The sequence below is a fragment of the Labrenzia sp. THAF35 genome (assembly GCF_009363595.1).
Lineage (GTDB): Bacteria > Pseudomonadota > Alphaproteobacteria > Rhizobiales > Stappiaceae > Roseibium > Roseibium algicola.
In genome coordinates this window covers 4,118,503-4,144,161 of sequence record NZ_CP045380.1, presented here as the reverse complement: position 1 = coordinate 4,144,161, position 25,659 = coordinate 4,118,503, and the positions used below count along the sequence as shown (strand labels likewise).

16 protein-coding genes are annotated in these 25,659 nt (G+C 58.7%); 9 read left to right on the top strand and 7 right to left on the bottom strand.

Annotated elements, in window-relative coordinates; genetic code table 11:
- From prfB to FIU93_RS18975, 3 genes are all read right to left on the bottom strand, one after another.
- A protein-coding gene (gene prfB, locus FIU93_RS18985; protein ID WP_139314079.1) for a peptide chain release factor 2 occupies window positions 1-1,132 on the bottom strand; the annotation gives its coding sequence in 2 pieces (ribosomal slippage) (window positions 1-1,065 and window positions 1,067-1,132; 1,131 coding nt in all).
- Window positions 1,133-1,292: 160 nt separating this feature from the next.
- Entirely contained in the window at window positions 1,293-3,764 is a 2,472-nt protein-coding gene (locus tag FIU93_RS18980; RefSeq protein ID WP_035909305.1) for a penicillin-binding protein 1A, read from the bottom strand.
- Between the two features lie 188 nt (window positions 3,765-3,952).
- The gene (locus FIU93_RS18975; RefSeq protein ID WP_152506449.1) at window positions 3,953-5,230 is read right to left on the bottom strand and encodes an N-acetylmuramoyl-L-alanine amidase; all 1,278 of its coding nucleotides are present in this window, start codon (window positions 5,228-5,230) and stop codon (window positions 3,953-3,955) included.
- A 688-nt stretch (window positions 5,231-5,918) separates the two neighbouring features.
- Here FIU93_RS18975 and FIU93_RS18970 point away from each other — a divergent pair.
- Window positions 5,919-8,741 carry a ribonuclease E/G gene (locus FIU93_RS18970; protein WP_152506448.1) on the top strand — a complete coding sequence of 941 codons (2,823 nt, stop codon included), beginning with the start codon at window positions 5,919-5,921 and terminating at the stop codon, window positions 8,739-8,741.
- Between the two features lie 78 nt (window positions 8,742-8,819).
- Here the strand turns inward: FIU93_RS18970 and FIU93_RS18965 are convergent, their stop codons facing one another.
- The gene (locus FIU93_RS18965; RefSeq protein ID WP_152506447.1) at window positions 8,820-9,989 is read right to left on the bottom strand and encodes a pyridoxal phosphate-dependent aminotransferase; all 1,170 of its coding nucleotides are present in this window, start codon (window positions 9,987-9,989) and stop codon (window positions 8,820-8,822) included.
- Window positions 9,990-10,246: 257 nt separating this feature from the next.
- On the opposite strand from FIU93_RS18965, the gene FIU93_RS18960 reads away from it, so the two are divergent.
- The 5 genes from FIU93_RS18960 to aat all read left to right on the top strand — a co-directional run bounded on the left by FIU93_RS18960 (window position 10,247) and on the right by aat (window position 15,503).
- Entirely contained in the window at window positions 10,247-11,665 is a 1,419-nt protein-coding gene (locus tag FIU93_RS18960) for a M48 family metalloprotease (protein WP_200863737.1), read from the top strand.
- Between the two features lie 58 nt (window positions 11,666-11,723).
- Window positions 11,724-12,527: a DsbA family protein gene (locus FIU93_RS18955; RefSeq protein ID WP_152506446.1), complete on the top strand. Its 804-nt coding sequence runs from the start codon at window positions 11,724-11,726 to the stop codon at window positions 12,525-12,527.
- Between the two features lie 321 nt (window positions 12,528-12,848).
- Window positions 12,849-13,319, top strand: coding sequence for an acetyl-CoA carboxylase biotin carboxyl carrier protein (gene accB / locus FIU93_RS18950; protein WP_031268390.1), 471 nt, complete (start codon window positions 12,849-12,851; stop codon window positions 13,317-13,319).
- 15 nt (window positions 13,320-13,334) lie between these two features.
- Window positions 13,335-14,681 (top strand): acetyl-CoA carboxylase biotin carboxylase subunit, encoded by a 1,347-nt coding sequence (gene accC / locus FIU93_RS18945; RefSeq protein ID WP_022998397.1) that lies wholly within the window; start codon window positions 13,335-13,337, stop codon window positions 14,679-14,681.
- Between the two features lie 141 nt (window positions 14,682-14,822).
- A complete protein-coding gene (aat, locus tag FIU93_RS18940) occupies window positions 14,823-15,503 on the top strand; it encodes a leucyl/phenylalanyl-tRNA--protein transferase (RefSeq protein WP_022998396.1) in 681 nt (226 codons plus the stop codon).
- A gap of 248 nt (window positions 15,504-15,751) precedes the next feature.
- Here the strand turns inward: aat and FIU93_RS18935 are convergent, their stop codons facing one another.
- Together FIU93_RS18935 and FIU93_RS18930 are read right to left on the bottom strand one after the other, a co-directional pair.
- A complete protein-coding gene (locus FIU93_RS18935) occupies window positions 15,752-16,138 on the bottom strand; it encodes an NADH:ubiquinone oxidoreductase subunit NDUFA12 (RefSeq protein ID WP_022998394.1) in 387 nt (128 codons plus the stop codon).
- 205 nt (window positions 16,139-16,343) lie between these two features.
- Window positions 16,344-17,054 carry a response regulator gene (locus FIU93_RS18930; RefSeq protein ID WP_075282094.1) on the bottom strand — a complete coding sequence of 237 codons (711 nt, stop codon included), beginning with the start codon at window positions 17,052-17,054 and terminating at the stop codon, window positions 16,344-16,346.
- Between the two features lie 641 nt (window positions 17,055-17,695).
- On the opposite strand from FIU93_RS18930, the gene FIU93_RS18925 reads away from it, so the two are divergent.
- On the top strand, window positions 17,696-21,379 hold the full coding sequence (locus FIU93_RS18925) for a vitamin B12-dependent ribonucleotide reductase (RefSeq protein ID WP_152506445.1): 3,684 nt from the start codon (window positions 17,696-17,698) through the stop codon (window positions 21,377-21,379).
- Between the two features lie 252 nt (window positions 21,380-21,631).
- Here FIU93_RS18925 and FIU93_RS18920 read toward each other — a convergent pair whose 3' ends face one another.
- Window positions 21,632-22,612: a transporter gene (locus FIU93_RS18920; RefSeq protein ID WP_286202368.1), complete on the bottom strand. Its 981-nt coding sequence runs from the start codon at window positions 22,610-22,612 to the stop codon at window positions 21,632-21,634.
- 495 nt (window positions 22,613-23,107) lie between these two features.
- Between FIU93_RS18920 and FIU93_RS18915 the strand changes: the two genes are divergently transcribed.
- Window positions 23,108-24,643 (top strand): arylsulfatase, encoded by a 1,536-nt coding sequence (locus FIU93_RS18915; RefSeq protein WP_152506444.1) that lies wholly within the window; start codon window positions 23,108-23,110, stop codon window positions 24,641-24,643.
- A 323-nt stretch (window positions 24,644-24,966) separates the two neighbouring features.
- Window positions 24,967-25,548: a dienelactone hydrolase family protein gene (locus tag FIU93_RS18910; protein ID WP_152506443.1), complete on the top strand. Its 582-nt coding sequence runs from the start codon at window positions 24,967-24,969 to the stop codon at window positions 25,546-25,548.
- Window positions 25,549-25,659: the final 111 nt, after the last annotated feature.

Here is a 25,659-nt window from a genome sequence, read left to right as displayed (position 1 = left end):
TTAGTCGATATCGGCGACTTCGACCGGATCTCCACCAAAGACGCGCTGTGCCAGCGCAGCTTCCATGAATTCATCCAGATCGCCATCGAGAACATCGCCCGGAGACGTGCTCTCAACACCCGTGCGCAGGTCCTTGACCAACTGATAGGGCTGAAGCACGTAAGAGCGGATCTGATGCCCCCATCCGATGTCGGTTTTCGAGGCAGCTTCGGCGTTGGCCGCTTCTTCGCGCTTCTTCAACTCCGCTTCATAAAGGCGGGCCTTCAGCATCGACCAGGCCGTTGCCCGGTTCTTGTGCTGTGAGCGCTCGGACTGACATTGCACCACGATACCGGTTGGCTGGTGCGTGATACGCACGGCGGAATCGGTCGTGTTGACGTGCTGACCACCTGCACCGGAGGCGCGGTAGGTATCAATGCGGCAATCACTCTCGTTGATGTCGATCTCGATGGAATCGTCAATCACCGGATAGACCCAGGCACTGGAGAAGCTGGTGTGGCGGCGGGCGTTGCTGTCATAGGGCGAAATCCGCACGAGGCGATGCACGCCCGATTCGGTCTTCAGCCAGCCATAGGCATTCTCGCCCTTGATCAGCAAGGTCGCAGACTTGATGCCCGCTTCTTCACCGTCATGATATTCCAGCACTTCGACCTTGAAGCCCCGCTTTTCCGCCCACCGGCGGTACATGCGAAGCAACATGGACGCCCAATCCTGGCTCTCGGTACCACCGGCACCGGAGTTGATTTCCAGGTACGTGTCGTTCGCATCGGCCTCACCGGACAGCAGCGAATTGAGCTGCAGCTGGTTGACCTTGCCCTTGAGACCACGAAGCGCTTCCTCGGCATCGGTAATGACGGACTTGTCGTCTTCCATTTCGCCGAGTTCGATCAGTTCGATATTGTCGGAAAGGTCCTGCTCCAGCGACTTGATGCCACCAATGCTGTCATCAAGCTGCTGACGCTCGCGCATCAGCTTCTGGGCCTTGGACGGCTCATTCCAGAGGTTCGGATCTTCGGAAAGGGCGTTCAGCTCTTCCAGTCGGACGACGGCCTGATCCCAGTCAAAGATGCCTCCTCAGCAGGCTTATGGCCTGCTTGATTTCATCGACGATCGCTTCCATTTCGGCGCGCATCGGATACCTCGCTTTTGATGTGAAGCGGCCCGGTCTCCTGCAAGAGGCACCGGGCCGAGAATTGGAGCGGGACATTACCCAAGCAGGACTTCGCTGTAAACCGTCGAAAAGGATCTCGCGATGACCCGACAGTCAGCCAGCCCCTGCTAGGCAAGGCGGGTCAGTAAAGACCGCCTGTGCCGACCGTAACGGCCTGCTGCGCTTCCGGAGAAACCGCAGTCGGAACTCCCATGGTGTCCTGGAACCCGATGACGGAGTAACTGTCCGGCGGGGCCATGCCAGGCTTGAAGGCTTCCAGGATCGAACCCGGATCACCGGCAGCGGTTCTAAGACCGGTGCGGCGGTTGATCGGGATCAGCTGAAGACCCTTGGGTACACGGAATTCCACCGGCGGCTTGTCGGCCAGAGCAGTCTTGACGAACTCGGTGAAGATCGGCGCCGCCACCTGACCGCCGGTTGCCCCACGGCCCATCGGTTTCGGATTGTCGAAACCCACGAACACGCCGACCGCAAGATCCGGCGTAAAGCCCATGAACCAGGCGTCTTTTTCGTCGTTGGTGGTACCGGTCTTGCCGGCGACCGGACGACCAACCGCACGAACGGACGTTGCCGTACCGCGCTGAACCACGCCCTCCATCATCGATGTGATCTGATAGGCAGTCATCGGGTCGAGTACCTGCTCGCGGTCGTCGATCAGGGTCGGTTCGTCCTGGCCTTCCCACACATCCTGCGTACAGCCGTCACAGATACGGCTGTCATGCTTGTAGATGGTGCGGCCGTAACGGTCCTGAATACGGTCGATCAGGGTCGGTCGAACTTTCCTGCCGCCATTTGCGATGGTCGCATAAGCGGTGGTCAGCCGCAGCACGGTGGTTTCCCCCGCACCAAGTGACATGGACAGAACCGGAAGCATGTTGTCGTAGATGCCGAAACGCTTCGCATATTCTGCGACCAGCGGCATACCCATGTCCTGAGCGAGCCGAACGGTCATGACGTTTCGTGACAGCTCGATGCCTGTGCGCAGGGTCGACGGACCGTAGAATTTGCCGCCATAGTTCTGCGGGCGCCACGTGCCGAGACCCGGGCCCTGGCTGATTTCCAGAGGCGCGTCCATGATAACTGAGGACGGCGTGTAACCGTTGTCGAGAGCGGCAGCGTAAAGGAACGGCTTGAAGGACGAACCAGGCTGCCGGTAGGCCTGCGTTGCACGGTTGAATTCGCTCTGTGCAAAGCTGAAACCACCGACAAGTGCAAGGACACGGCCGGTATAGGGATCCATCGCCACCAGAGCGCCCGACACCTTCGGGATCTGACGAAGTTCATAGGTTCCCGGCGCAACCGGGCTTTCCTGAACATAAACAACATCGCCAGGCGTCAGCACATCGGAAACGGCGCTCGGTGCCCTGCCCTTGACCCGGGCCCATTTCATGGTGCTCAGGAACAACGGGCCGGTCTTGCGTTCTTCGGAAAGCTGGCCACTGACCTGCCGTTCCGGCTGAACGCCAATCTTGGCCTCTTCGCCGCCGGCTTCCAGAACCACTGCGAGCTTCCACTCCGGCAGATCGCTCAGGGCTTCCACCTTGGCCAGATCGATGCCCCAGTCGGCACCAAGGGTGATCTTGTCGACAGGGCCATTCCAGCTGCCACGCTGATGATCGAAGGCAATCAAACCGTCCATCAACGACTTGCGGGCCAGTTTCTGCATTTCGGGGTCAAGCGTCGATCGCACCGAAAGCCCGCCCTCGTACAGGCGCTTGTCGCCGAAGATGTCGGCCACTTCGCGGCGGACTTCCTCAGTGAAGTACTCGGCGGCAAACAGGCGAGATCCGGTTTCACGCGGCTTGACGACAATCGGTTTCTGTTTGGCTTCCTCGCCATCCTGGGCGCTTACGTAACCATCTGCGATCATACGGTCGATCACGTAGTTGCGGCGCGCAATGGCGGCCTCTGTCTTCCTGTAAGGATGATAGTTACTCGGACCTTTCGGCAGCGCTGCCATATAGGCGATTTCTTCAAGCGACAGTTCGTGAACCGACTTGTCGAAATAGATCAGCGAAGCGGCTGCGACGCCGTAGGCCCCGAAGCCGAAATAGATCTCGTTGAGATAAAGCTCGAGAATTTCGTCCTTGGTGTAGGCCTGCTCGATGCGCAGGGAAAGAACCGCTTCCTTCACCTTGCGCTCATACGCGGCGGAACGGCGTTCACGCTCTTCGCTCACGAGATCGGACAAGAGGAAGTTCTTTGCGACCTGCTGCGTGATGGTCGAAGCACCTTCCGGACGACGGCCGGATCCATAGTTCTGGATGAAACGCACCGCCGCACGGGCAATGCCTTCCGGGTCAACACCGATGTGGGTGTAGAAATTCTTGTCTTCGGCTGCGACAAACGCCTGCTTGACGCGATCCGGGATTGCCTGGATCGGCAGGAACATGCGCCTTTGAGTCGCGTATTCGGCCATAAGACTACCGTCAGCGGCATGCACACGCGTCATGACCGGTGGCTCATAGTTCTTCAGGGCCGTATAATCCGGCAGATCCTTCGTCAGGTCCTGCAGGTACATCCAGACCCCGGCGGCAATCAGCAGCGCAAAGATCGCGCCGATTCCGAACAGGTAGCCAAAAAACTTCACCAAAAATTTCATACCGCGGGCTCGTCTTTCCCCGTTCTTAGCGCTTCCAGCTTTTTAACACGGAAACATTTGCTCAGCATCACCGATGCCGACAGTCGCACAAACTTGTCTGCCTTCCTCGTGCACCAATATGGCGATGCTGAGGCAATCGCCAGTGCTAACCTGCCATTTTGAAAGCAATGCAAGGATTTTTACTGTGACGGTGCTGCTTGTTGCCGCGCAAGCCGCGGCCGGAAAAATCCGTGAACAGCCTCGGTCATGGCATTCGCCATGCGTTCACGCCATTCGTCGGAAATCAGAAGCTTCTCGTCATGTTCGTTGGAGAGATAGCCGAGCTCGACCAGCACCGAGGGCACATCATGGGCCTTCAACACCCGGAAACCCGCAGAACGATGCGGATTGTTGATCAGCCGGACAGCGCTTTTGAGTTCGTCCACCAGCGACCTGGCGAAATAGACCGAAAACGACCTCGTTTCGCGTCGCGCAAGATCGATCAGGATATCTGTCACCTCTGTTGGCTCTTCCGTCAGATCCACACCGGCGATGACGTCCGACATGTTTTCCGATTGGGCCAGATCTTCGGCCAGTTGGTCCGACGCCCTGTCTGAAATTGTGTAGACGGTCGCGCCACGCGCCAATTTCTGCCCGCGCCGGACAGAATCGGCGTGAATGGAGACGAAGAGATCGGCTTCGAGTTCATGACCGATTTCAACTCGGCGCCCCAGCGGGATGAATGTGTCATCATCCCGGGTAAGTTGAACGTTGTAGAGCCCGCTTTCGTCCAGCTTTTCCTTGAGCAGCTGAGCGAAGTCGAGAACGATCGCCTTTTCGAGAGTTCCGTGGACGCCTGTCGCCCCGGTGTCAATACCGCCATGCCCCGGATCGAGGACGATTAGCGGCTTGTCTCTGTTCTTTGGAGCGGTCAAACGGTCACTTTTCGGTGCGGAATCACTCCCGGCGACGACGCGCTTGGGCCTTGAGGTCTCGACAAAGGTGTCGAATTCGTCGGCTGTCGCGCTGACAAGGTCAACAACAAGCCGCGCAGGCTGGTCATCTACAGCCGGCAGGAAAAATGTCTTGTCGACCTTCACCGGTCCCGTCAGGTCCATCACCACACGGGATCTTCCAACCGCAAAGAGGCCGAAGCGCCAGTCGGTGACAAGCCCTCTCCCGCTCTCGCCAGAATCGGCCGGCAGCGAAAATGTCACTTCGGGAAGGTCAATGATCAGCCGGGCCGGATTGGCAAGGCCGGAGATGGTCGGTGTCACCTGACGGTTCATATCAAGAACGAATCGCGTGCGCGCCTCGTCTCCCGCCACGCGCGCTCCGGTTACCCGGGCCTTTTCCGGTTCGGCAGATGCGGCGCAAGTCAGGCCGGCAATCGCAGCAACGCAGATGCTCAAAACCACTGCGAAAGACGTCGCCAGTCTCAAAACAGTGCCCGGTCCCTGGTCTACTTGCGGTTTCATTCTGTCCTTGAACTCAATTATTTCGGCCATGTCGCTCGAAAACTTCGCGTGTTGAGCCCCCGTCAGCCCTGTCATACGCCATCCGCCACGCAAGGAAAATGCCATATCCAATTCACATTGCTTGCAATGCGCTGCGACGGAACGTAAAAGTACCTTACGGATTTCGGTTTGAAACCGATACCTTTCCAGATAGCTGACATGGGTGTCTATCCACAACGCTATCGCATTCCCAGGCCTTCTAACGACAGAACAGAGGCCGTTCTGCCGCTTAAAGACAAGCCCTGGAAGACAGTGGATCTGGTATCGGCACCTCTTTGAGACCGCCCCGCCTCGCGACGTGTTGCCCTTACAAAACGGCAGTTTCCCCGGCGAGGTTTTCGGCGGCCGTTAGGAGCGGACCCATTCCGGAACCGGATGCAGGCCCATTGGCGAAGCCAGGCTGCATACCGGCAGAAGGTACAACGACTTAACTAAAGGGCCTGCGTTGCCTGAAGGACCCGCGCGATGCACATGGTGATCAACATACAGCAAGGTACCGCTTCAGCGGCTGCCTTCGTTGATCATACGACCGCGCCGGGCGCAGACGCTCTTTCTCATCTTAGCATAACAAATACGGCAGACATCCTCCTGCTGCGCGATGCGCGTTTCGCACATGCGCCCATGAGTGCTGCCGTGGAGAAGTTCAATAATGGCAAACAAAATGCTGATCGACGCGGGCCACCCGGAAGAGACCCGGGTCGTCGTCGTGCGTGGCAATCGGGTTGAAGAATTCGACTTTGAAGCAGCTAATCGGAAGCAACTGCGCGGAAACATATATCTTGCCAAGGTAACCCGGGTCGAACCGTCCCTGCAGGCCGCATTCGTCGAATATGGCGGAAATCGCCACGGGTTCCTCGCTTTCAGCGAAATTCACCCTGACTACTATCAGATCCCTGTTGCCGACCGGGAAGCACTTCTGGCTGCGGAAGCAGCCGACAGACAGCGTGATGATTCGGACGGTGAAGAAAAACCAAAGCGCCGCCGCCGCTCCCGTGCAGCACGAAACGAGGCTGCTGAAACCGTTGCCAGCGACAAGGTTGAGGCGGATGCCTCCGAAGACACCGCAGAAGGCGACGAAGAGGCCGTAAAGGCCACAGAAGATACTGACGCAGTTTCCGAAGAGACCTCTGCCGACGAAACGGATGGCGAAGGCGTATCGGCGCGCAGCACAGACGGAGACGCCTCCGACGAAGAAGAAGACGAAGCATCCTCTTCCGAGGAAGAAGCAGACGAAGAAGAAGAGGCTCCGGTTCGCTCGCGTGGCCGCGGGCGCGGCCGTCGCCGCCAGCGTCAGAACGACGATGACGATGATGCCGACAATGATGTCGATGCCGTCGAATCCGTCGGCGCGGAAGATGCGATGGAAGAAGTTCCTGAGCGCATTATCCCGCTGCGCAAGCAATACAAGATTCAGGAAGTCATCAAGCGCCGCCAGATCATTCTGGTGCAGGTGGTCAAGGAAGAGCGCGGCAACAAGGGCGCCGCACTGACGACCTACCTGTCGCTCGCAGGCCGCTATTCCGTGCTGATGCCGAACACCGCCCGTGGCGGCGGCATTTCGCGCAAAATTACCCAGCCGACTGACCGCAAGCGCCTGAAGAAGATCGCCTCCGAACTGGATGTGCCGGAAGGCATGGGCGTGATCCTGCGCACCGCCGGTGCAAGCCGGACGAAGGCCGAGATCAAGCGCGACTTCGAATACCTGATGCGGCTTTGGGAAAACGTTCGCGAGCTGACCTTGAAATCCAGTGCTCCAAGCCTCGTCTACGAGGAAGGCAGTCTGGTCAAGCGATCGATCCGCGACCTCTACAACAAGGACATCAACGAGGTCCTTGTTGCGGGCGAAGAAGGCTACCGTGAGGCCAAGGACTTCATGCGCATGCTCATGCCGAGCCATGCGAAGAACGTCCAGCCCTACCGCGACCCTTCGCCGCTATTTATCCGCTACGGTGTCGAACCGCAGCTCGATGCAATGTTCTCGCCGCAGGTAACGCTGAAGTCCGGTGGTTATATCGTCATCAACCAGACCGAAGCTCTGGTCTCGATCGACGTGAACTCCGGCAAGTCAACCCGCGAACACAATATCGAGGACACCGCGCTCCAGACGAACCTGGAAGCGGCGGAAGAAGTGACCCGACAGCTACGCCTGCGCGATCTTGCCGGTCTGATCGTCATCGACTTCATCGACATGGAAGAGTCGAAGAACAATCGGTCGGTCGAACGCAAGCTGAAGGATTGTCTGAAGAACGACCGCGCCCGCATCCAGGTTGGCCGGATCTCGCACTTCGGCCTGCTGGAAATGTCGCGTCAGCGCATCCGCACCGGCGTTCTGGAAAGCTCGACCACGCCTTGCCCGCATTGCCAGGGCACCGGCATGATCCGGTCTGTGGAATCCGTTGCCCTGCACGTGCTGCGTTCGGTTGAGGACAACCTTCTGAAAGGCGCGTCCCACAACCTGATCATTCGCACCACTACGCAGGTAGCGCTCTATATCCTCAACCAGAAACGTTCGAACCTGGTCGATCTGGAAACCCGCTTCGCCATCGATGTCGAAGTGCATGCGGACGACATGGTCAATGGCCAGCTCTACGTTCTGGAGCGCGGTGCACCGGTCGATCGCGACCGTGTGCCGATGCCGGTTCCTGCGATTGTCCAGCCGGATACGATCGAGATCATCGACGAAGACACCGAACAGCCGGACATCGAGGAATTCGCCCAGGAAGACGACAATGACGGCCGCCGCCGGCGCCGCCGGCGCAAGCGCCGGAGGGGTGGTTCCGATAACCAGCAGGACGATGGCGAATCGCGTCAGGTCAACGCCGAGGCAGACGACGCCGACGGCGATGACGAGCAGCCGCAGGAAGCCCGTTCCGGTGGTGATGAGGACGGTGACGATGAACCGCGTCGCAAGCGCCGCCGTGGACGCCGTGGTGGTCGCCGCGGCCGTCGCAACGGTGACGATATGCAGGCCGAAGGTGGCGCTGAAAACGACGGCGAGACCAATGACGAAACTCGGGATGCCGCTTCCTCTGAAGAACAGCAGGACGATCAGACCGGTTCTGAAGCCGTAGCCGTCGCCGAAAGCGGTCAGGAAACAGAAGCTGCGGGTGCCGCATCACAGGATGGTGCCCAGGCCGATGAGGCAAAGGCCGTCGATGGCGACACGGTTTCGGACGCTAGCGGCGAAAGCCCTGCGGAAGAAACTGCGCAGCAGGACGGTGCCGCCGTTCCTGTAGAGGCCGATGCGGCAGATGAGACACCGGTGATGGCTGAAGCTGAAACCATCGTGGTCGAAACGCCGACTTCCGAGCAGCCGATTGCCAGCGAAGCCGATGCCGACGCCGAAGAAGAAGCACCTGCGCGCAAGGCGCCGGCCGAGCCTGTCGTAACCAGCGAAACATCTGGAGACGACGACAAGGAAGACAAGCCAAAACGCGGCGGCTGGTGGCAGCGTGGCCGGTCGTTCTTCTGAACCGGTGACATCAACCAGCTTTGAAATGGAAAAGGCGGCCAGTGTGCCGCCTTTTTTGTTGTCCGATGCGATCGATGATCAGACTGCTTTGAGAAAACCCCTGAGCTTCTCAAGCGCCAACTTCATATCGTCATGCGCACCTGCAAAGGAAAAGCGCAAGAACTCATGACCGTGCACGGGATCGAAATCGACACCGGGCGTTGCCGCGACACCTGCCTCGTGCAGCATACGCCTGGCGAAATCGAGACTGTCCGAGCTGAACCGGCTTATATCTGCATAGATGTAAAAGGCCCCATCTACCGGCAAAAGCTTGTCGAGACCGATTTTCGGCAACCCGTCGAGAAGCAAGGCGCGGTTGGCAGCATACCCTGCCTTGACCGCTTCCAGTTCCTGCACCGAGTTGAGTGCTGCTCCCGCAGCGATCTGGGACAGCTCTGGCGGAGAAATATAGAGGCTCTGGGCAATCCGCTCTGTTGGGCGCACCAGTTGCTCCGGCAACACCAGCCAGCCAATGCGCCAGCCGGTCATGCAATAGTATTTCGAAAAACTGTTGACGATAATGACATTCTGCGATGTTTCCAGCGCGGTCTTCTCTTCACCGTCGTAGCAAAGCCCATGGTAGATCTCATCCGAGATGAACCATATGCCCGCCTCGTCGCAATAGCGGATCAGGTCTTCCAGCGCATCGGCCGTCATCATCGTTCCGGTCGGATTGGCCGGACTGGCAACCAGGACGCCTTTCACAGGACCTTCTTTTTGAGCCTCTTCCAGATGCGCTGGCGTCAGGCTCCACCGGGTTTCCTCCCCGACTTCGATCTCGACCGCAACGAGACCAAGGGCTTTCAGGATGTTGCGATAGGCCGGATAACCGGGAGCCGTCAGGACAATTCGGTCCCCGGGATCAAATGCGGCAAGGAAGGCGAGATTGAACCCGGCGGATGAGCCCGTGGTTGCCATGATCCGCTCGACAGGCACGTCGACGCCATAGGTCGTTCGATAATGCGCAGCCAATGCCGCGCGCAACGGGCGGATGCCAAGCGCTTCGGTGTAGCCGAGACGACCATGATCCAGAGCTTTTCTCGCCATATCCAACGCAGCCTTGGGCGCCGGGGCCGATGGCTGCCCGACTTCCATATGAATGATCTTGCGCCCCTGCGCTTCCAGACGTGCCGCTTCGGCAAGAACATCCATTGCGATGAAGGGGGCAACGTCACTGCGGCGAGACGGTTGAAAAAGAGGCTGGTTCATGTGTCCTGAAAATCCGGCTGAGAAACTGGCTTCACCCTATCGCGGATTTTTCCATCCGATGCAACGCGTGCGGCCAGTTGCAACTTTCGGGCTGCTCCGGCACGACAACGGCCCGGCACCTTACTTTTTTGTCATGCCGGCTTCCTTGACCCGCATCGCACACCTCCATACCTTCGCCACACATCCATGTACCAGGATAACATCTGAGCAAAGATGAGCCTGGAAAGCGTTCCGGTCCGGATTGGAGTTTTGCACCTGTGCCTGGTTCCGCCATTTTGAAAATCGATTTTCCTCGCAGCCTTGCGCGTAAAGCTGTCGCACTTGCCTGTGCAAGCGCCCTCGCCCTGCCTCTTGTTTCGGTACCAGCGATGGCACAGGGGCGCAGCCTGCCGCTCGTGCGCGATGCAGAAACGGAACATCTTCTGAAGGACTATGCGACGCCGATCTTCAAGGCTGCCGGCATTTCCAATTCAGAACCGGAAATCATTCTGGTCAACGACAAGAGCTTCAACGCTTTCGTTCCCGACAGCCGCAGGATGTTCATCAACATCGGTGTCATCATGGAATCGGAAACACCCGGTGAAGTGATTGGCGTGATTGCCCATGAATCGGGCCACATCGCCGGTCGTCATCTCGTGCGCCTGCGTGCCGCTGCCGCCAATGCCCAGATCATCTCTGTCATCGGCATGATTCTCGGTGCGGGGGCCGCGGCAGCCGGTGCGGCCTCCGGGTCCGGTGAGGTTGCTTCGGGCGGTGGCGCTGTGATCATGGGCTCGGGATCCGTCGGCCAGCGGTCGTTCCTGTCCTATCAGCGCGGCGAAGAAGCCGCAGCCGACCGGGCCGCACTCAAATACCTGAGTGCCACCGGCCAAAGCCCGCGCGGCCTGCTGAAGACCTTCGAGCGCATGTCGGAACAGCAGATGTTCACCCGCAAATACGCCGACCCTTATGCCCAGAGCCACCCGATGGCACAGGACCGCTACAACAGTCTGGCAACCGACGCGCAGAAATCGAAATACTTCAACCAGCCGGAAGACTATGTGCTGCAATACAGGCACGACATGGTGCGAGCCAAGCTGTTCGCCTTCACCAGCCATCCGTCCGCCACGTTGCGAGCCTATCCGCGCAGCGACAAAAGCCCCCAGGCACAATACGCACGCGCTATTGCCGCAATGAAGAGCCGGGGAAAAGGCGCGGTCAAGGAGATAGACGCCCTGATCCGCACGCAGCCGAACAACCCCTACTATTACGAGCTCAAGGGACAGGCCCTGATCGAAGGCGGCGATCCCAAAGGCGCGATCGCTCCCTTCCGCAAGGCTCTGTCGTTCAAACCGACCGAACCGCAGTTCCTCACCTGGCTCGGGTATGCGCTGGTTGCTTCGAATGACAAGTCCAATCTGCCGGAGGCAGAACGCATCTTGAAAGAGGCGATCCAGCGGGACCAGAACTCGGGCGTTGCCTACAGTCAGCTGGCCATTGCCCACGGCCGCCAGGGCGAGCGTGCGGAAGCTGATTTGGCAACTGCGAAAGGCCTGATGGTGAGTGGCGATTTCCAGGCTGCGAAACGCTACGCGGCGCGTGCTCAAAAAAGTTTGAAGAGAGGAACGCCGGCATGGCTTCAAGCGGACGACATTGTAGCGTACAACCCACCTAATCTGCCTAACAACGGCCGCTGATATCTCAGACACATATGGGTGCCGTTCGAACGAAAGACGGTTACCTGAGGAGCCTTGAATGACCGACACTTCCCCGAAGATCCCGATCCTGAAGACCGGGTCGCTCTGCCCGCCGATGCTGCTGCGCGTCCTGTCGGCTTGCGCGCTTGCACTTACCCTGCTGGCTGGCCCGGTTGCCGCTCAGGATCTGAACCGCGGTGAGATTGAAAAAATCGTGCGGGAATACCTGCTTGAGAATCCTGAAGTGATTGCCGAAGCGCTGACCGAACTCGATCGCCGTGAAAAGGAAGCTGCAGAAGTTGCGCGCGTGGAAGCCCTCAACGAAAGCGCCGACGTTCTTTTCAATTCGTCGCGGCAGGTGGTGCTGGGCAATCCGGAAGGGTCTGTCACCCTGGTCGAGTTCTTCGATTATAACTGCGGCTACTGCAAGCGCGCGCATGGCGACATGGTCAAGCTGATCGATGAAAACCCCGACCTTAAAGTCGTCCTGAAGGAATTCCCGGTTCTCGGCCAGGGCTCTGTCGAAGCTGCCCAGGTGGCTGTCGCTGTCAACTCTGTGGCGCCGGAGAAATACGGCGAATTCCATGAAAAACTGCTGCTGAGCCGCGGCCAGGCGAACCGGGCCAGCGCCCTCGCCGCAGCGACGTCCGTCGGCATTTCGGAAGACGATCTCCTGGCGTCCATGAAAACCGACGAAGCCGGCCAGACGATTGAAGAAGTCTACTCCCTGGCCAACCGTCTCGGCTTGACCGGCACTCCGTCCTATGTGGTCGGCAACGACGTGGTCATGGGCGCGGTCGGTTATGAGGAACTGAGCCAGAAGCTCGACGCGCTGCAGAATTGCGGCCAGACCACTTGCTGAACCTGTGAGCCGAAACAGTGTTTCGGCGTTCACTTGCCTGTTGGAAACCCCCATTCCTCATGTCAGTGAGAAATCGGGGGTTTTCCTGTTCCAATTGAATCCCTATAAGAAGCGTGGCTCGCCTCCAGGAAGAGACGGGCCGAAGATCTTTGTCCGCCCAACAACGGCGGAGCAAGAGCGTGGTTGCGGCCCCGGCCTTACGGACCCTGATCGAGTTGCAGGGCTGGATATTTCGGGTCTGACCCCATCCCGGTATGGAGCGGTCACCCGGCGAGCCGGCCAGCTGCGTGTCTTGCGGACCGAGTATGAGAGCCAAACATGATGCGTAATGATAACAAGAAATTCGACACGGCCCTGATCCGGGACCTCGCCGTTCTCCTGGATGAGACAAATCTCTCGGAAATCGAACTGGAACAGGGTGACACGCGCATTCGCGTGGCCCGTCAGATGACGATCAGCGCACCGGTGAACGTTGCAGCACCTATGGCCGCACCGACAGCGCCGGCCGCAGCGGCTTCCCCGGCAGCAGCAGCGCCTGCCGCCGAACCGGCCCACGCCGGCACGACCGTAACCTCGCCAATGGTCGGCACGGCCTATCTCGCCGCCGAACCGGGCGCACCGGCCTTCATTCAGGTTGGCGACAAGGTGGTGGAAGGCCAGACGATCCTGATCATCGAAGCCATGAAAACCATGAACCACATTCCTGCCACCAAGGCGGGCACCGTCAAGCAGATCCTTGTGGACGACGCTCAGCCGGTGGAATTCGGCGAACCGCTTATTATCGTCGAATAAGGAGCCGTTGTGGCCATGTTCTCCAAGATTCTCATTGCCAACCGCGGCGAGATCGCCCTGCGCATCCTGCGCGCCTGTAAAGAGCTCGGCATCTCCACCGTCGCGGTTCACTCCACCGCTGATGCGGATGCGATGCATGTGCGCCTGGCAGACGAAAGCGTCTGCATTGGCCCGCCTGCCGCACGCGACAGCTACCTGAACATCCCGCAGCTTCTTGCGGCTTGTGAAATCACCGGAGCGGATGCTGTCCACCCGGGTTACGGCTTCCTGTCGGAAAACGCCCGTTTCGCGGAAATCCTGGAAGCACACGGTATCGAATTCATCGGCCCGACCGCTGAACACATTCGCATCATGGGTGACAAGATCCAGGCCAAGCAGACGGCCAAGGACCTCGGCATCCCGGTTGTTCCTGGCTCCGACGGTGCCGTTACGGCTGGTGACGACGCCCACGCGATCGCCCGCGAGATCGGCTACCCGGTTCTGGTAAAGGCAGCTGCAGGTGGCGGTGGACGCGGCATGAAGGTTGCCCGCACCGAAGCCGAGCTTGATACTGCCTTGTCCACGGCACGTTCCGAAGCAAAGGCTGCCTTCGGCGACGACGCACTCTACATGGAAAAATACCTCGGCAAGCCTCGGCATATCGAGATCCAGGTTCTGGGCGATGGCAAGGGCAATGCGGTTCACCTCGGTGAACGTGACTGCTCGCTGCAGCGCCGCCACCAGAAGGTGCTCGAAGAAGCTCCCTCCCCGAGCCTCAATGCCAGCCAGCGCAAGGAAATCGGCGAGATCGTCGCTGCTGCCATGCGCAAGCTGAAGTATCGCGGCGTCGGCACGGTGGAATTCCTCTATGAGAACGGCGAGTTCTATTTCATTGAAATGAACACCCGTCTGCAGGTTGAGCACCCAGTTACGGAGATGATCACCGGCATCGACCTCGTCAACGAGCAGATCCGCATCGCCGCAGGTGGATCGCTGGATATGACCCAGGACGACATCACGTTCGAAGGTCACGCCATCGAATGCCGCATCAACGCGGAAGATCCGGTCAACTTCACGCCGTCACCAGGCACAATCACCTACTACCACCCGCCGGGCGGTCTGGGTGTTCGCGTCGACAGCGGTGTCTATCAGGGCTACAAGATCCCGCCTTATTATGACAGTCTGATCGGCAAGCTGATCGTTCATGGCCGTAACCGAGTGGAATGCATGATGCGTCTGCGTCGTTGCCTGGACGAATTTGTGGTTGACGAAATCAAGTCGACTATTCCGCTTTTCCGCGATCTGGTGGAAAATCAGGACATAGCGAACGGTCAGTACGACATCCACTGGCTGGAACAATATCTGGCGAAGAAGTCCAGCTGACCGGATCCTGGGACGAGTGCCGGGAGCATCGCGTGTTCCAAGGAATGCGCATGAGGTGCTCCGGCACTCCGGCCGATCAGATTTTGGGTGCTCAAGTCGACACCTGCTGATCTGCCCATCCCGTCTGGTAAGTGAGGCCTCATGGCTGGTTACAAAGACGACATCATCATGGAAATCACACCGCAGGTGCTGTTGAAAGCCTATGCCTGCGGCCTGTTTCCGATGGCAGAATCTGCCGACGACCCCGGCCTCTTCTGGCTGGAGCCAGAGCGTCGCGGCATCCTTCCCCTCAACAACTTTCACCTGCCTCGCCGCCTGCGCCGGACGATTCGCAACGACGTTTTCGAGGTGCGGGTCAGCACGGATTTTCAGGGTGTTATCGATGGCTGTGCCGAGCCCATGCCCGGACGCCAGAAAACCTGGATCAACCGGGAGATCAGGCGCCTCTACGGCGAGCTTTTCGACATGGGCTATTGCCACACCATTGAAGCATGGCAGGATGGCGAACTTGTCGGGGGGCTTTACGGTGTCAGCCTGAACGGCGCCTTTTTCGGCGAGAGCATGTTCACCTTCCGCACCGACGCTTCCAAGGTGTGCCTTGCGCATCTGGTTGCCCGGCTGATCGTCGGCGGCTATTCCCTGCTCGATACTCAGTTCGTAACCGAGCACCTCAGCAAGTTCGGCACCGAGGAAGTTCCTCAAGCTGCCTATAACGAGCTGCTCAGCGAAGCCCTGAAGCTGGAAACCGATTTCTACGCCCTGTCACCTCAAGCCAGTGGTGAGGAGGTTTTGGCGGTGCTCGATAGTTGGTACGAGCGTTAGTTTTGCGCTCAAGTGCCACGCGATTTGTGACCCTTCACGTTTCAATGGCCTCACGGGTTCACCGATCGCCATCGCAGGGTGCAACCCTGCAATTTTCGCTGCGTCATCGACAACCATCTAGCCCGTACACAAGACCTGACAGTCAGATCCTCTTGGCAAAGTCATGGCTCCCCAAAAAGAATGAACGAACAAAAAAAGCCCCGCAATTGCGGGGCTATTTCATTCCTGATTTTCGCAATGCGCGGATATCAGCTGCCCGGGGTCCAGGCTTCATAATCGCCGGTCACATCCGGGCGTTTTTCCGGGGTCAGGATGGAACCGTGCGGCCGGTAAGCGGCCGGGGTGCCCGTCGGATTGGCCTTGTGACCCTGCTGCCAATGTTTGGCGTGATAGGTTTCTTCGGACGGCGGCGTGTCAACGCGGTGATGCATCCAGCCGTGCCAGCCCGCGGGAATGGCAGAGGCTTCGGCAAGACCGTTATAGATCACCCAGCGCTTCTTGCCTGCGCGTTCCTTGTAGTACTTGTTACCGAACTCATCCTCACCGACAAACTCACCCTTGCGCCACGTGAAGAAGCGGGTGCCCATTGTCTGGCTGTTCCACCAGGTGAACAATTCTAGCAGCAGAGTTTTCATGGCCCTTTGAAGGTCCCTTGATTGCAAGTCGGAAACATCCGTAGCCCCGCCAACATGACAGGACGGAATTTCGCGGACTATGGCGACAACGGCCGCATCTGTCCAGACTTGGCAGCCAGAAAAGAACGGGATTTTGCGCCTGCGGGCCGATTGCCGCAGTCACGCCCGGTGCACACCGCACCCAGGTGATCACAAACAGACTGCTTCAGTGAAGTTTCAAACCCTTGAAGGGCGCAAAGCCGGCATTGCGGATATGTTTGGCAGCGGCGGAATGCTGTTTGGGAGGCGCTTCCTTCTTCACACCGGCAAAGACCTTTTCCGGCTCTTCTTCCTTGGAGTCGAATGCCGCCTCAACGGCTCCTTCCACTTCCGCACGCTTTTGCGTGGCAACGCGGTGGTGCAGCCGGGCTCCGGCAAGCGACTGCATCTTTTCCGCCTGTTCATCCATGGCCTTTTGAATGCCATAGATATTGTAGAAGCCGGAGTTCTCCAGGATCATCGGCCGGTCGTCTGCAAGAAGCCACTTGAGGCGCTTGAAAAGCGTCGACGGCGAAACCGGCTTGACCAGCACATGGTGCGCACCTGCCCGCAAAGCCTTGTCGACCAACGGCCGCGTGCCATGTGCCGTAATGAAGAGAATCGGCACATAACAAAGCGGCTCCATGTGGCGATGCCGCACCAGACGCAGGAACTGGTAGCCGGATGTCGGCGCCATGCGCCAGTCGGTGAGAATCACGTTGGGTGGTTCGGCGAGACTTGCCTCGAGCGCTTCGTCGACCGAATCGAACACCCGCACACGCGCAACCTTGAAGCTCAGCAATATCGACCGGAGAATCGTCTGCATCGGCTTGCTGTCCTCGACGACGACAGCATCGATGTCCTCCATCGCTAGTCCGAATGCGGCGTGATGTTTCATGAATTGCGGACCTTTTTCCCTATCCCGCCATCATGAAACCAGACCCGGCTTAAACCCGGTTGAAATCGATCACCGCCATTTTCTTCAAATTTTCATTAAATGCGGTCTATCGTCATCCACAGGGTCTTGTGCCTTCCTGGCGGGCACTCCTTCGCCGGGAAAGCAAGCGCTAAATCCCTTGCTAAAACGCTGTCCCCGCTCCGTTCCCCATTATCCACACGACCACACAAGATTTTGCGTTTGCCCACAATCCAGGCACTAGCTGTTGTCACTCGGTCCTTGACCTTAAGAATTCGTTTACATTAGTTTCTCATCATTGCGATGTGCGTAGTCGGGTGCCTATCCGGGCGCTCCGGTCATCCAAAACCATCAGTATCCAAGAGTACCGCTCCAGGTCTTTGACCCCAAAGCCGGGAGACGGGTTTTGTTGTGCCGACTTCAAGGCGCATGTCGTGACAAACCTGTTGATGACCACTATATATAGTGGATAGAAACACAAGATACGCTACATACAGGCTCGAAGCCTGTAACTTGCAGGGCGGCATTCGAGAACAGAGGCAGGCGGCCACGCCAGTTCGGATGCAATGCGGTCAAGCCCGGTTCGGGGGAACCGGCTGTAATCTAAAAGGGGACTTGAGAAGATGCGGATCGAGCGGCGCTACACCAAGGAAGGTCAATCGCCTTACGCCAGCGTAGAATTCCGGAACGCTACCAGCGAAATCCGGAATCCTGATGGATCCATCGTGTTCCGTCTGGAGAACATTCAGGTCCCGACCCAGTTTTCACAGGTCGCGTCCGACATTCTGGCTCAGAAGTATTTCCGCAAGGCCGGCGTGCCCGCCAAGCTGAAGGCCGTAGAAGAAAACACCGTTCCGTCCTGGCTGTGGCGCCATGAGGCCGATGAGGCCGCACTGGCAGACCTGCCCGAGGACGAGCGCTACGGCTCTGAAATTGACGGCCGCCAGGTCTTTGATCGTCTAGCCGGCACCTGGACCTACTGGGGCTGGAAGGGCGGTTATTTCGACAAGGAATCCGACGCTCAGGCTTTCTACGACGAACTGCGTTACATGCTGGCGACCCAGAAGGTGGCGCCGAACTCTCCGCAGTGGTTCAACACCGGCCTGCATTGGGCATACGGCATCGACGGCCCGGGCCAGGGTCACTTCTATGTCGACTTCCAGACCGGCAAGCTCGTCAAGTCCAAGAGCGCCTATGAGCATCCGCAGCCGCATGCCTGCTTCATCCAGTCCGTCGGCGACGACCTGGTGAACGAAGGCGGCATCATGGACCTTTGGGTCCGCGAAGCACGCCTGTTCAAATACGGCTCCGGCACCGGCTCCAACTTCTCCCACGTGCGTGCAGAAGGCGAGCGCCTGTCCGGTGGTGGAAAGTCCTCCGGCCTGATGAGCTTCCTGAAGATCGGCGACCGGGCAGCCGGCGCGATCAAGTCCGGCGGCACCACCCGCCGCGCGGCCAAGATGGTCGTTGTCGATGTCGACCATCCGGATATCGAGGAATACATCAACTGGAAGGTCAAGGAAGAGCAGAAGGTGGCCGCGCTCGTCACCGGCTCCAAGATCTGCCAGAAGCACCTCGGCGCAATCATGCGCGCCTGCGTCAACTGCGAGGCGGACAACGGCGACTGCTTCGACCCGGCCAAGAACCCGGCCCTGAAGCGTGAAATCCGTGCTGCCAAGAAGATGATGGTACCGGAAAACTACATCCAGCGCGTCATCCAGTTTGCAAAGCAGGGCTTCACCAAGATCGAATTCCCGACGTTCAACACGGACTGGGATTCCGAAGCCTATCTGACGGTTGCCGGACAGAACTCCAACAACTCGGTGCGTGTGACCGACGGCTTCCTGAACGCCGTTGTTGACGACAGCACCTGGGACCTGACCGCCCGCCGCTCCGGTGACGTTCTGAAGACCGTCAAGGCCAAGGAACTTTGGGAACAGATCGGCTATGCCGCCTGGGCTTCCGCTGATCCGGGCTTGCAGTACCACACCACGATCAACGATTGGCACACCTGCCTTGCCGATGGCGAAATCCGCGCATCCAACCCATGCTCGGAATACATGTTCCTGGACGACACGGCCTGTAACCTGGCGTCCCTGAACCTGATGCAGTTCCGCCGGGAAGACCGGTCCTTCGACATCGACAACTACGAACATGCCGTCCGCCTGTGGACCATTGTTCTGGAAGTCTCGGTGCTGATGGCTCAGTTCCCGTCCAAGGAAATTGCAGAACTGTCCTACAAGTTCCGCACCCTCGGTCTCGGCTATGCCAACATCGGCGGCCTGCTGATGACCTCCGGCATTCCGTACGACAGCGACGAAGGCCGTGCACTTTGCGGCGCCCTCACCGCGGTCATGACCGGTGTTGCCTATGCCACTTCCGCTGAAATGGCAGGTGAACTCGGCGCCTTCCCGGGCTACAAGAAAAACGCAAGCCACATGCTGCGTGTCATGCGCAACCACCGCCGCGCCGCCTACGGCGAAGCGGACGGCTACGAAGGCCTCAACACGGCTCCGGTTGCTCTTGACCACGTCTCCTGCCCGGATCAGGTGATCGTCGAGCGGGCCAAGAAGGCCTGGGATCGTGCCCTTGAGCTTGGTGAGAAGAACGGCTACCGCAACGCCCAGTCCACCGTTATTGCCCCGACCGGCACCATCGGTCTGGTCATGGACTGTGACACCACCGGTATCGAGCCTGACTTTGCGCTGGTGAAGTTCAAGAAGCTGGCCGGCGGCGGCTACTTCAAGATCATCAACCGCGCTGTTCCAGAAGCCTTGCGCAAGCTCGGTTACACCGAAAGCGAGATTGGCGAGATCGAAGCCTACGCCGTTGGCCATGGTTCCATCGATCAGGCACCGGGCGTCAACCCGTCCGCGCTGAAGACCAAGGGTTTCACCGACGAGAGCCTGACCAAGCTGAAAGACGGCATGAAGTCGGCCTTTGACATCAAGTTCGTCTTCAACCGCTGGACCCTCGGCGACGAGCAGATGAAGGCCCTCGGCGTTACCGACGAGCAGCTGGAAGATTCGGAATTCGATCTCCTGACTTTCCTCGGCTACTCCAAGGCTGACATCGAAGCCGCCAACACCCACGTGTGTGGTGCGATGACCCTGGAAGGTGCTCCGTTCCTGAAGGAAGAGCATTATCCGGTCTTCGACTGCGCCAACCCGTGCGGCCGTATCGGCAAACGCTTCCTGTCGGTGGAAAGCCACATCCGCATGATGGCAGCGGCCCAGCCGTTCATCTCCGGCGCGATCTCCAAGACGATCAACATGCCGAACGATGCGACGGTGGAGGACTGCAAGGAAGCCTACATGCTGTCCTGGAAACTCGCGCTCAAGGCGAATGCCCTTTACCGCGACGGTTCCAAACTGTCCCAGCCGCTCAACGCCCAGCTACTGGCCGATGAGGACGAAGACGAGGACGAGGCCCTCGAAGCTCTGGCCGCCAAGCCGATGGCTGCAAAGGCCGAAGTGGTTGCCGAACGCATCGTCGAGCGGATCGTCGAACGCGTTGTCCGCGAACAGGAAAAACTGCCGACCCGCCGCAAGGGCTACACCCAGAAGGCAAAGATCGGTGGTCACACCATCTTCCTGCGCACCGGCGAATATGACGATGGCCGCCTTGGCGAAATCTTCCTCGACATGAACAAGGAAGGTTCGGCTCTCCGGGCATTCATCAACAACTTCGCGATCTCGGTTTCGCTTGGTCTGCAATACGGTGTGCCGCTCGAGGAATATGTCGACGCGTTCACCTTCACCAAGTTCGAACCGGCCGGCATGGTCCAGGGCAACGATGCGATCAAGAACGCCACGTCGATCCTCGACTACGTGTTCCGTGAACTGGCAGTATCCTATCTCGGTCGTCACGACCTTGCCCACGTCCCGCCGGAAGCCTTCAGCGGCCCGGTCAGCGCTGGCGCGGTCAAGACCATGGACAAGGGCAGCTCAGGCGGTGTGGTTTCCCATGGCCTCGTCCGCGGCCAGACCGAGCGTTTCCGTCTCGTCGCCGGCAACGAGCCTTCCGGCGAGATCACCGAAGCGGTGAAAGTGGAACTGGGCACAACAATCGCCGCCCAGACCTCCGCCGTCGCAACGGCTTTCGCCCGCGGCTCGGAAGCAGCTGCCGCTGTCGAAGTGACCTCGGCCCCTGCCCCACAGGTGAAAACCGCGGCTCAGCAGATCGCCCAGGCCCGAATGAAGGGTTACGAAGGCGAGAGCTGCTCGGAATGCGGCAACTTCACCATGGTGCGCAACGGCACCTGCCTGAAGTGCGACACCTGCGGCTCCACCAGCGGCTGCAGCTGACGATCAACAGACTTCTGGCCGACACCGGCCGGAAATCTGAATTCCATCGCACACAAAGCTTAGCCGGGAGTTCGCCCAGGTCGGTTCCCACCGGCCACAGCGCGGCTCCCGGCGCCCAGACGAAAGAACCCGCCCATCGGAAACGATCGGGCGGGTTTTGGTTGTTCAGCCTGACTGTGCGACTAGTTGCAGGCTTTCGAATAAGTTGCCACTTCGCATTGACCACAAATTGACTGGGCTATGCCCGATCTACTATTTTACGCTTAGCGGGATCGTCAGGGTGAGATACGCCGAAGTCCCTTCCAAACGGTTTTCCGCAGCGAACTCCCGGTAAACCTTCACGCGTGTCGAGACCGGTGTCTGGCCAAGCTGGAAATTGTAGCCGGCCGTGCCACCAAGAGCGGCAACGCGTCCCTCGAAATCGCCGAGCCTGGCGCCGGATCCGCTGTCGGCTGTAATCTGGTCGTAGTAATAGCCGACCAGCCCCGCCGAGAACTGGGGTGAAAAGGTTTTGGTGAGTGCCCCTTCGAAGTGAAATTCCGTTCCGGTGGTGTAGTTCGTGGCCGGGTTTTCGCCGTTGAAGGTGAAACCGGCTACACCGGAAACCTCCCAACCGCTTTTGGGATCGAACCAGGTTACGCCACCGTTGATGTCGAGCCCCCAACGGTTGAAGGCAACGTTGGCAATCTCGCCTTTCTGGTAGTCCCCCACCGGCACGTTGACGAGGAAACCCGTCGTCCAGTGCCAATTGCCGTTGTGCCAGCCCAGCGAGGCGCCAACCACTGGGTCACCAATCGTGAACACCGTATCGCTGACAGAGGCTCCAAGAATTCCGCCGGCATCAAGTGAAGCATCGACGGATTGTCCACCCCAAGGAACCGTCGCCTGCAAGGCAAGGCTGCCCCCAAGTACGCTTGTCGGCACAACCCACAAGCCAGTTGCGAGATCGATATAGGCGATCGCGTCGACATTGCCGATAACCCTGCCGCCAACAGGCAGGTCACGGCTCGCCCCGGCAGATCCTGAATAGAAATAGACGTCATTTTGAAAGTAGACACCCGGCCCGGGCAGCACCGCCGCAAATGGCCCCTTGGACCCAAGCAGATAAAAACCGACACCGCTTTCAGCCGAGTTTGCCTGCTGCGATGTGCCCGCAAGGCACATCAGTGCGAACAGCGACACCTTCAAGGTGAGTGAGTGTCTGCGTGCTTTGCTGGTTCTTGTCTCGCCCACGTCCGCCTCTCCTGCCTCAAAAGTCGCTACGGGTTTGCTGCATGGCCCTGTGTGTCGATTTCCACTTGCTTGCGCACTTACCGCCCGTTTGACAGACCGATTTTTGCATGAAGGCAGTCCTCTACTCTCATACTCGCCAGTCTGCCGGGCCACCTTTTCAACACGAGCTCCCATCACCCGAAGAAAAAGAGCAACTTCAATTTGGTAGCGAAGCTACAGTATGCAATTTTTCCGGGATATTATCCAGCAACGAATTGGACTTCGCTTGGGGTAAATCGTCAACGTTCACTGATCTGTCTGGTCGGCGCAACTTTGGAAGTCATTGCCACCATGTCCCGAAATCAGCAGCTCACTTTCCGGTGGCATATACCCTTCTTGTTTGAACACTCGCATTAACTCACACCCAAAGTTTGCATACAGAATTTTTGCAATCCATTTGACGTATGGGATCATTGGGCTGTTTGATGGACTTATCGTTCGTGAAGGAGCCGCGTGATGTTGAAACTTATTGCGGCAGCAGCACTTGCTGCCTGCCTGGCCCCGGTAGATGCCACAGCCCAGGAGCCAGACAAGCCAAATATTCTCGTCATCTGGGGGGATGACGTCGGGATGTGGAACATCTCGGCATACCACCGAGGCATGATGGCAGGCGAGACGCCCAATATCGACAGGATCGCAAACGAAGGCATGCTCTTCATGGACCATTATGCCCAGGCGTCCTGTACCGCAGGCCGGGCGGCCTTCATCACGGGCCAGTACCCGCTTAGGGTCGGCCTGTCCACCGTCGGTCTCCCAGGTGCGCCGCAAGGTCTTTCGACCGAAGATCCGACATTGGCCGAGATGCTCAAACCCCTGGGGTACCGCACCGGACAATTCGGAAAGAACCATCTTGGTGACCGGGACGAACATCTACCCACCAACCACGGGTTCGATGAATTCTTCGGGATCCTCTACCACCTGAACGCCGGGGAATATATCGAGCAGGTGGATTATCCGGCACAGGCTTTCGAAAATGCGAACCTGGCACAGCGAGGCATCATTCACAGCTTTGCAAAAGCAGATGGTGGTCAGGAGATCGAGGATCTCGGGCCCTTCGGCCAGGAAGTTCAGCGCAACCTGGACCAGGACGTGCTTGAAGAAAGCAAGCGCTTCATTACGGAGGCTGTCTCCGCCAACGAGCCGTTCTTCGTCTGGCACAACACCACCCGCATGCACTATCGCACCAACCTGAACGACCATTATGACGGCATCACCGGCACCGGCAATGTCTATGCCGACGGCATGGTGGAACTGGACGACGACGTGGGTGAGCTTCTGAACCTGCTGGACGAACTTGGCGTCGCCGACAATACGATGGTGATGTTCTCCACCGACAACGGTGCGGCGTCCAATTCCTGGCCCGACGGCGGCAACCAGCCTTTCCGGGGGGAAAAGGGCGTGGGCGGTTATGAAGGCGGCTTCAAGGTGCCCATGGCAGTGCGCTGGCCCGGAGTAACGCCGGCAGGAACCACCACCGGCGAACTTATGACCATGGAGGACTGGATCCCGACCATCATGTCTCAACTGGGTCAGCCCGACATCAAGGAACAGCTGCTGGCAGGTGCGGACATTGGCGGCAAAACATTCAAGGTTCATCTGGACGGCTATGACCAGACCCCGTTGCTGACCCAAACCGGGCCTTCCAACCGGATGGAGTTCTTCTATTTCACTGAAACCACTTTCCACGGCCTGCGGTTCGGGGAATGGAAGTTCCTGTTCACCAGCCAAGACCGTTGGTTCAACGGCAACCAATACGAAATGACCTCCCCGTTGATCACGCGCCTCGATCTCGATCCCTTTGAACGGTTCCACGACGCCCGGGGATTTGACGAATGGCAGGAGAACAGGTCCTGGGCCATCGGTCCGGCACTCGGCCTGGTGAACAAGTTTGTTGCCTCCTTCGAGGAATTCCCGCCGCGGATTGCCAGTTTCTCCACGTCTGTTGAGGACATGTCGAAGCGGATCATGAACGCTGCGCCGCCACCGCAGTAAGCCTAAGCAAGCGGCGGATCTTCATTTCCACCAATACAGCCTTCCGGACGAATAAGGCCGGGAGGCTAAACTATGAGGCAACAGGCGCGGCGTGCGAAGAGCACCGGGAGATCTGCCACCCCGAAAGGAAAACAGGGATCGCTCATCCTCCTTCCTGCCCGCGCGCAGTCCCGCCTGTTACCGCTTTCGCTGCCAATCAGCTTCGGAAAGTCAGAAGTCCGTCCGACGTACAGGCGTCTCCGGAGACGGGTCGCGCCGTTGCATGCGCCCACCGATGACACGATGCCTTGCTGCGTGCTATTTTCCACTTCTGGAGGAGCCAGATGTCTGAGGTTCTGCTGTTTCACCATGCGCTTGGCTTGACTGCCGGGGTGCTGAAGTTTGCAGACGATCTGCGACAGGCCGGCCACAAAGTGCACACGCCGGATTTGTTCGAGGGTAATACGTTCAACAGCATCGAGAAGGGCCTCGCCTTCATCGAGAAAACCGGCTTTGACGAAATGCGTGAACGCGGTGTCCGTTTGGCAGATGAACTCCCCCACGATCTCGTCTACGCGGGTTTCTCGTTTGGTGTGCTGCCGGCGCAGAAGCTAGCTCAAACCCGGCCTGGAGCACGGGCTGCCTTGCTGTTCCACTCCTGCCTGCCGATCAGCGGTGACTGGTCTTTTGGGCCCTGGCCTAACCGCGTCCCTGTTCAAATCCACGCAATGGACAATGATCCTTTTTTCGTCGGCGAAGGTGACATCGATGCTGCACGCGAGATCGTTGAAACAGCAGAGGATGCGGCTCTTTTTCTCTATCCCGGAGAGGAGCACTATTTCGCCGACAGCTCGCTACCATCGTTTGATGCAGAAGCGTCTGCCCTGCTCACCCGGCGGGTCATTGAATTCCTGCAACGCGTCTGAGGAAACCAGGAGGCCAAACTGCTGCGCTTGCTGCTTCTGACGCCGGACAGTCTTCTTGACCCGCATGGCGCCCTCAGACCCTTCGTCTGTGAGGCACTGGAGGCGCTTGGC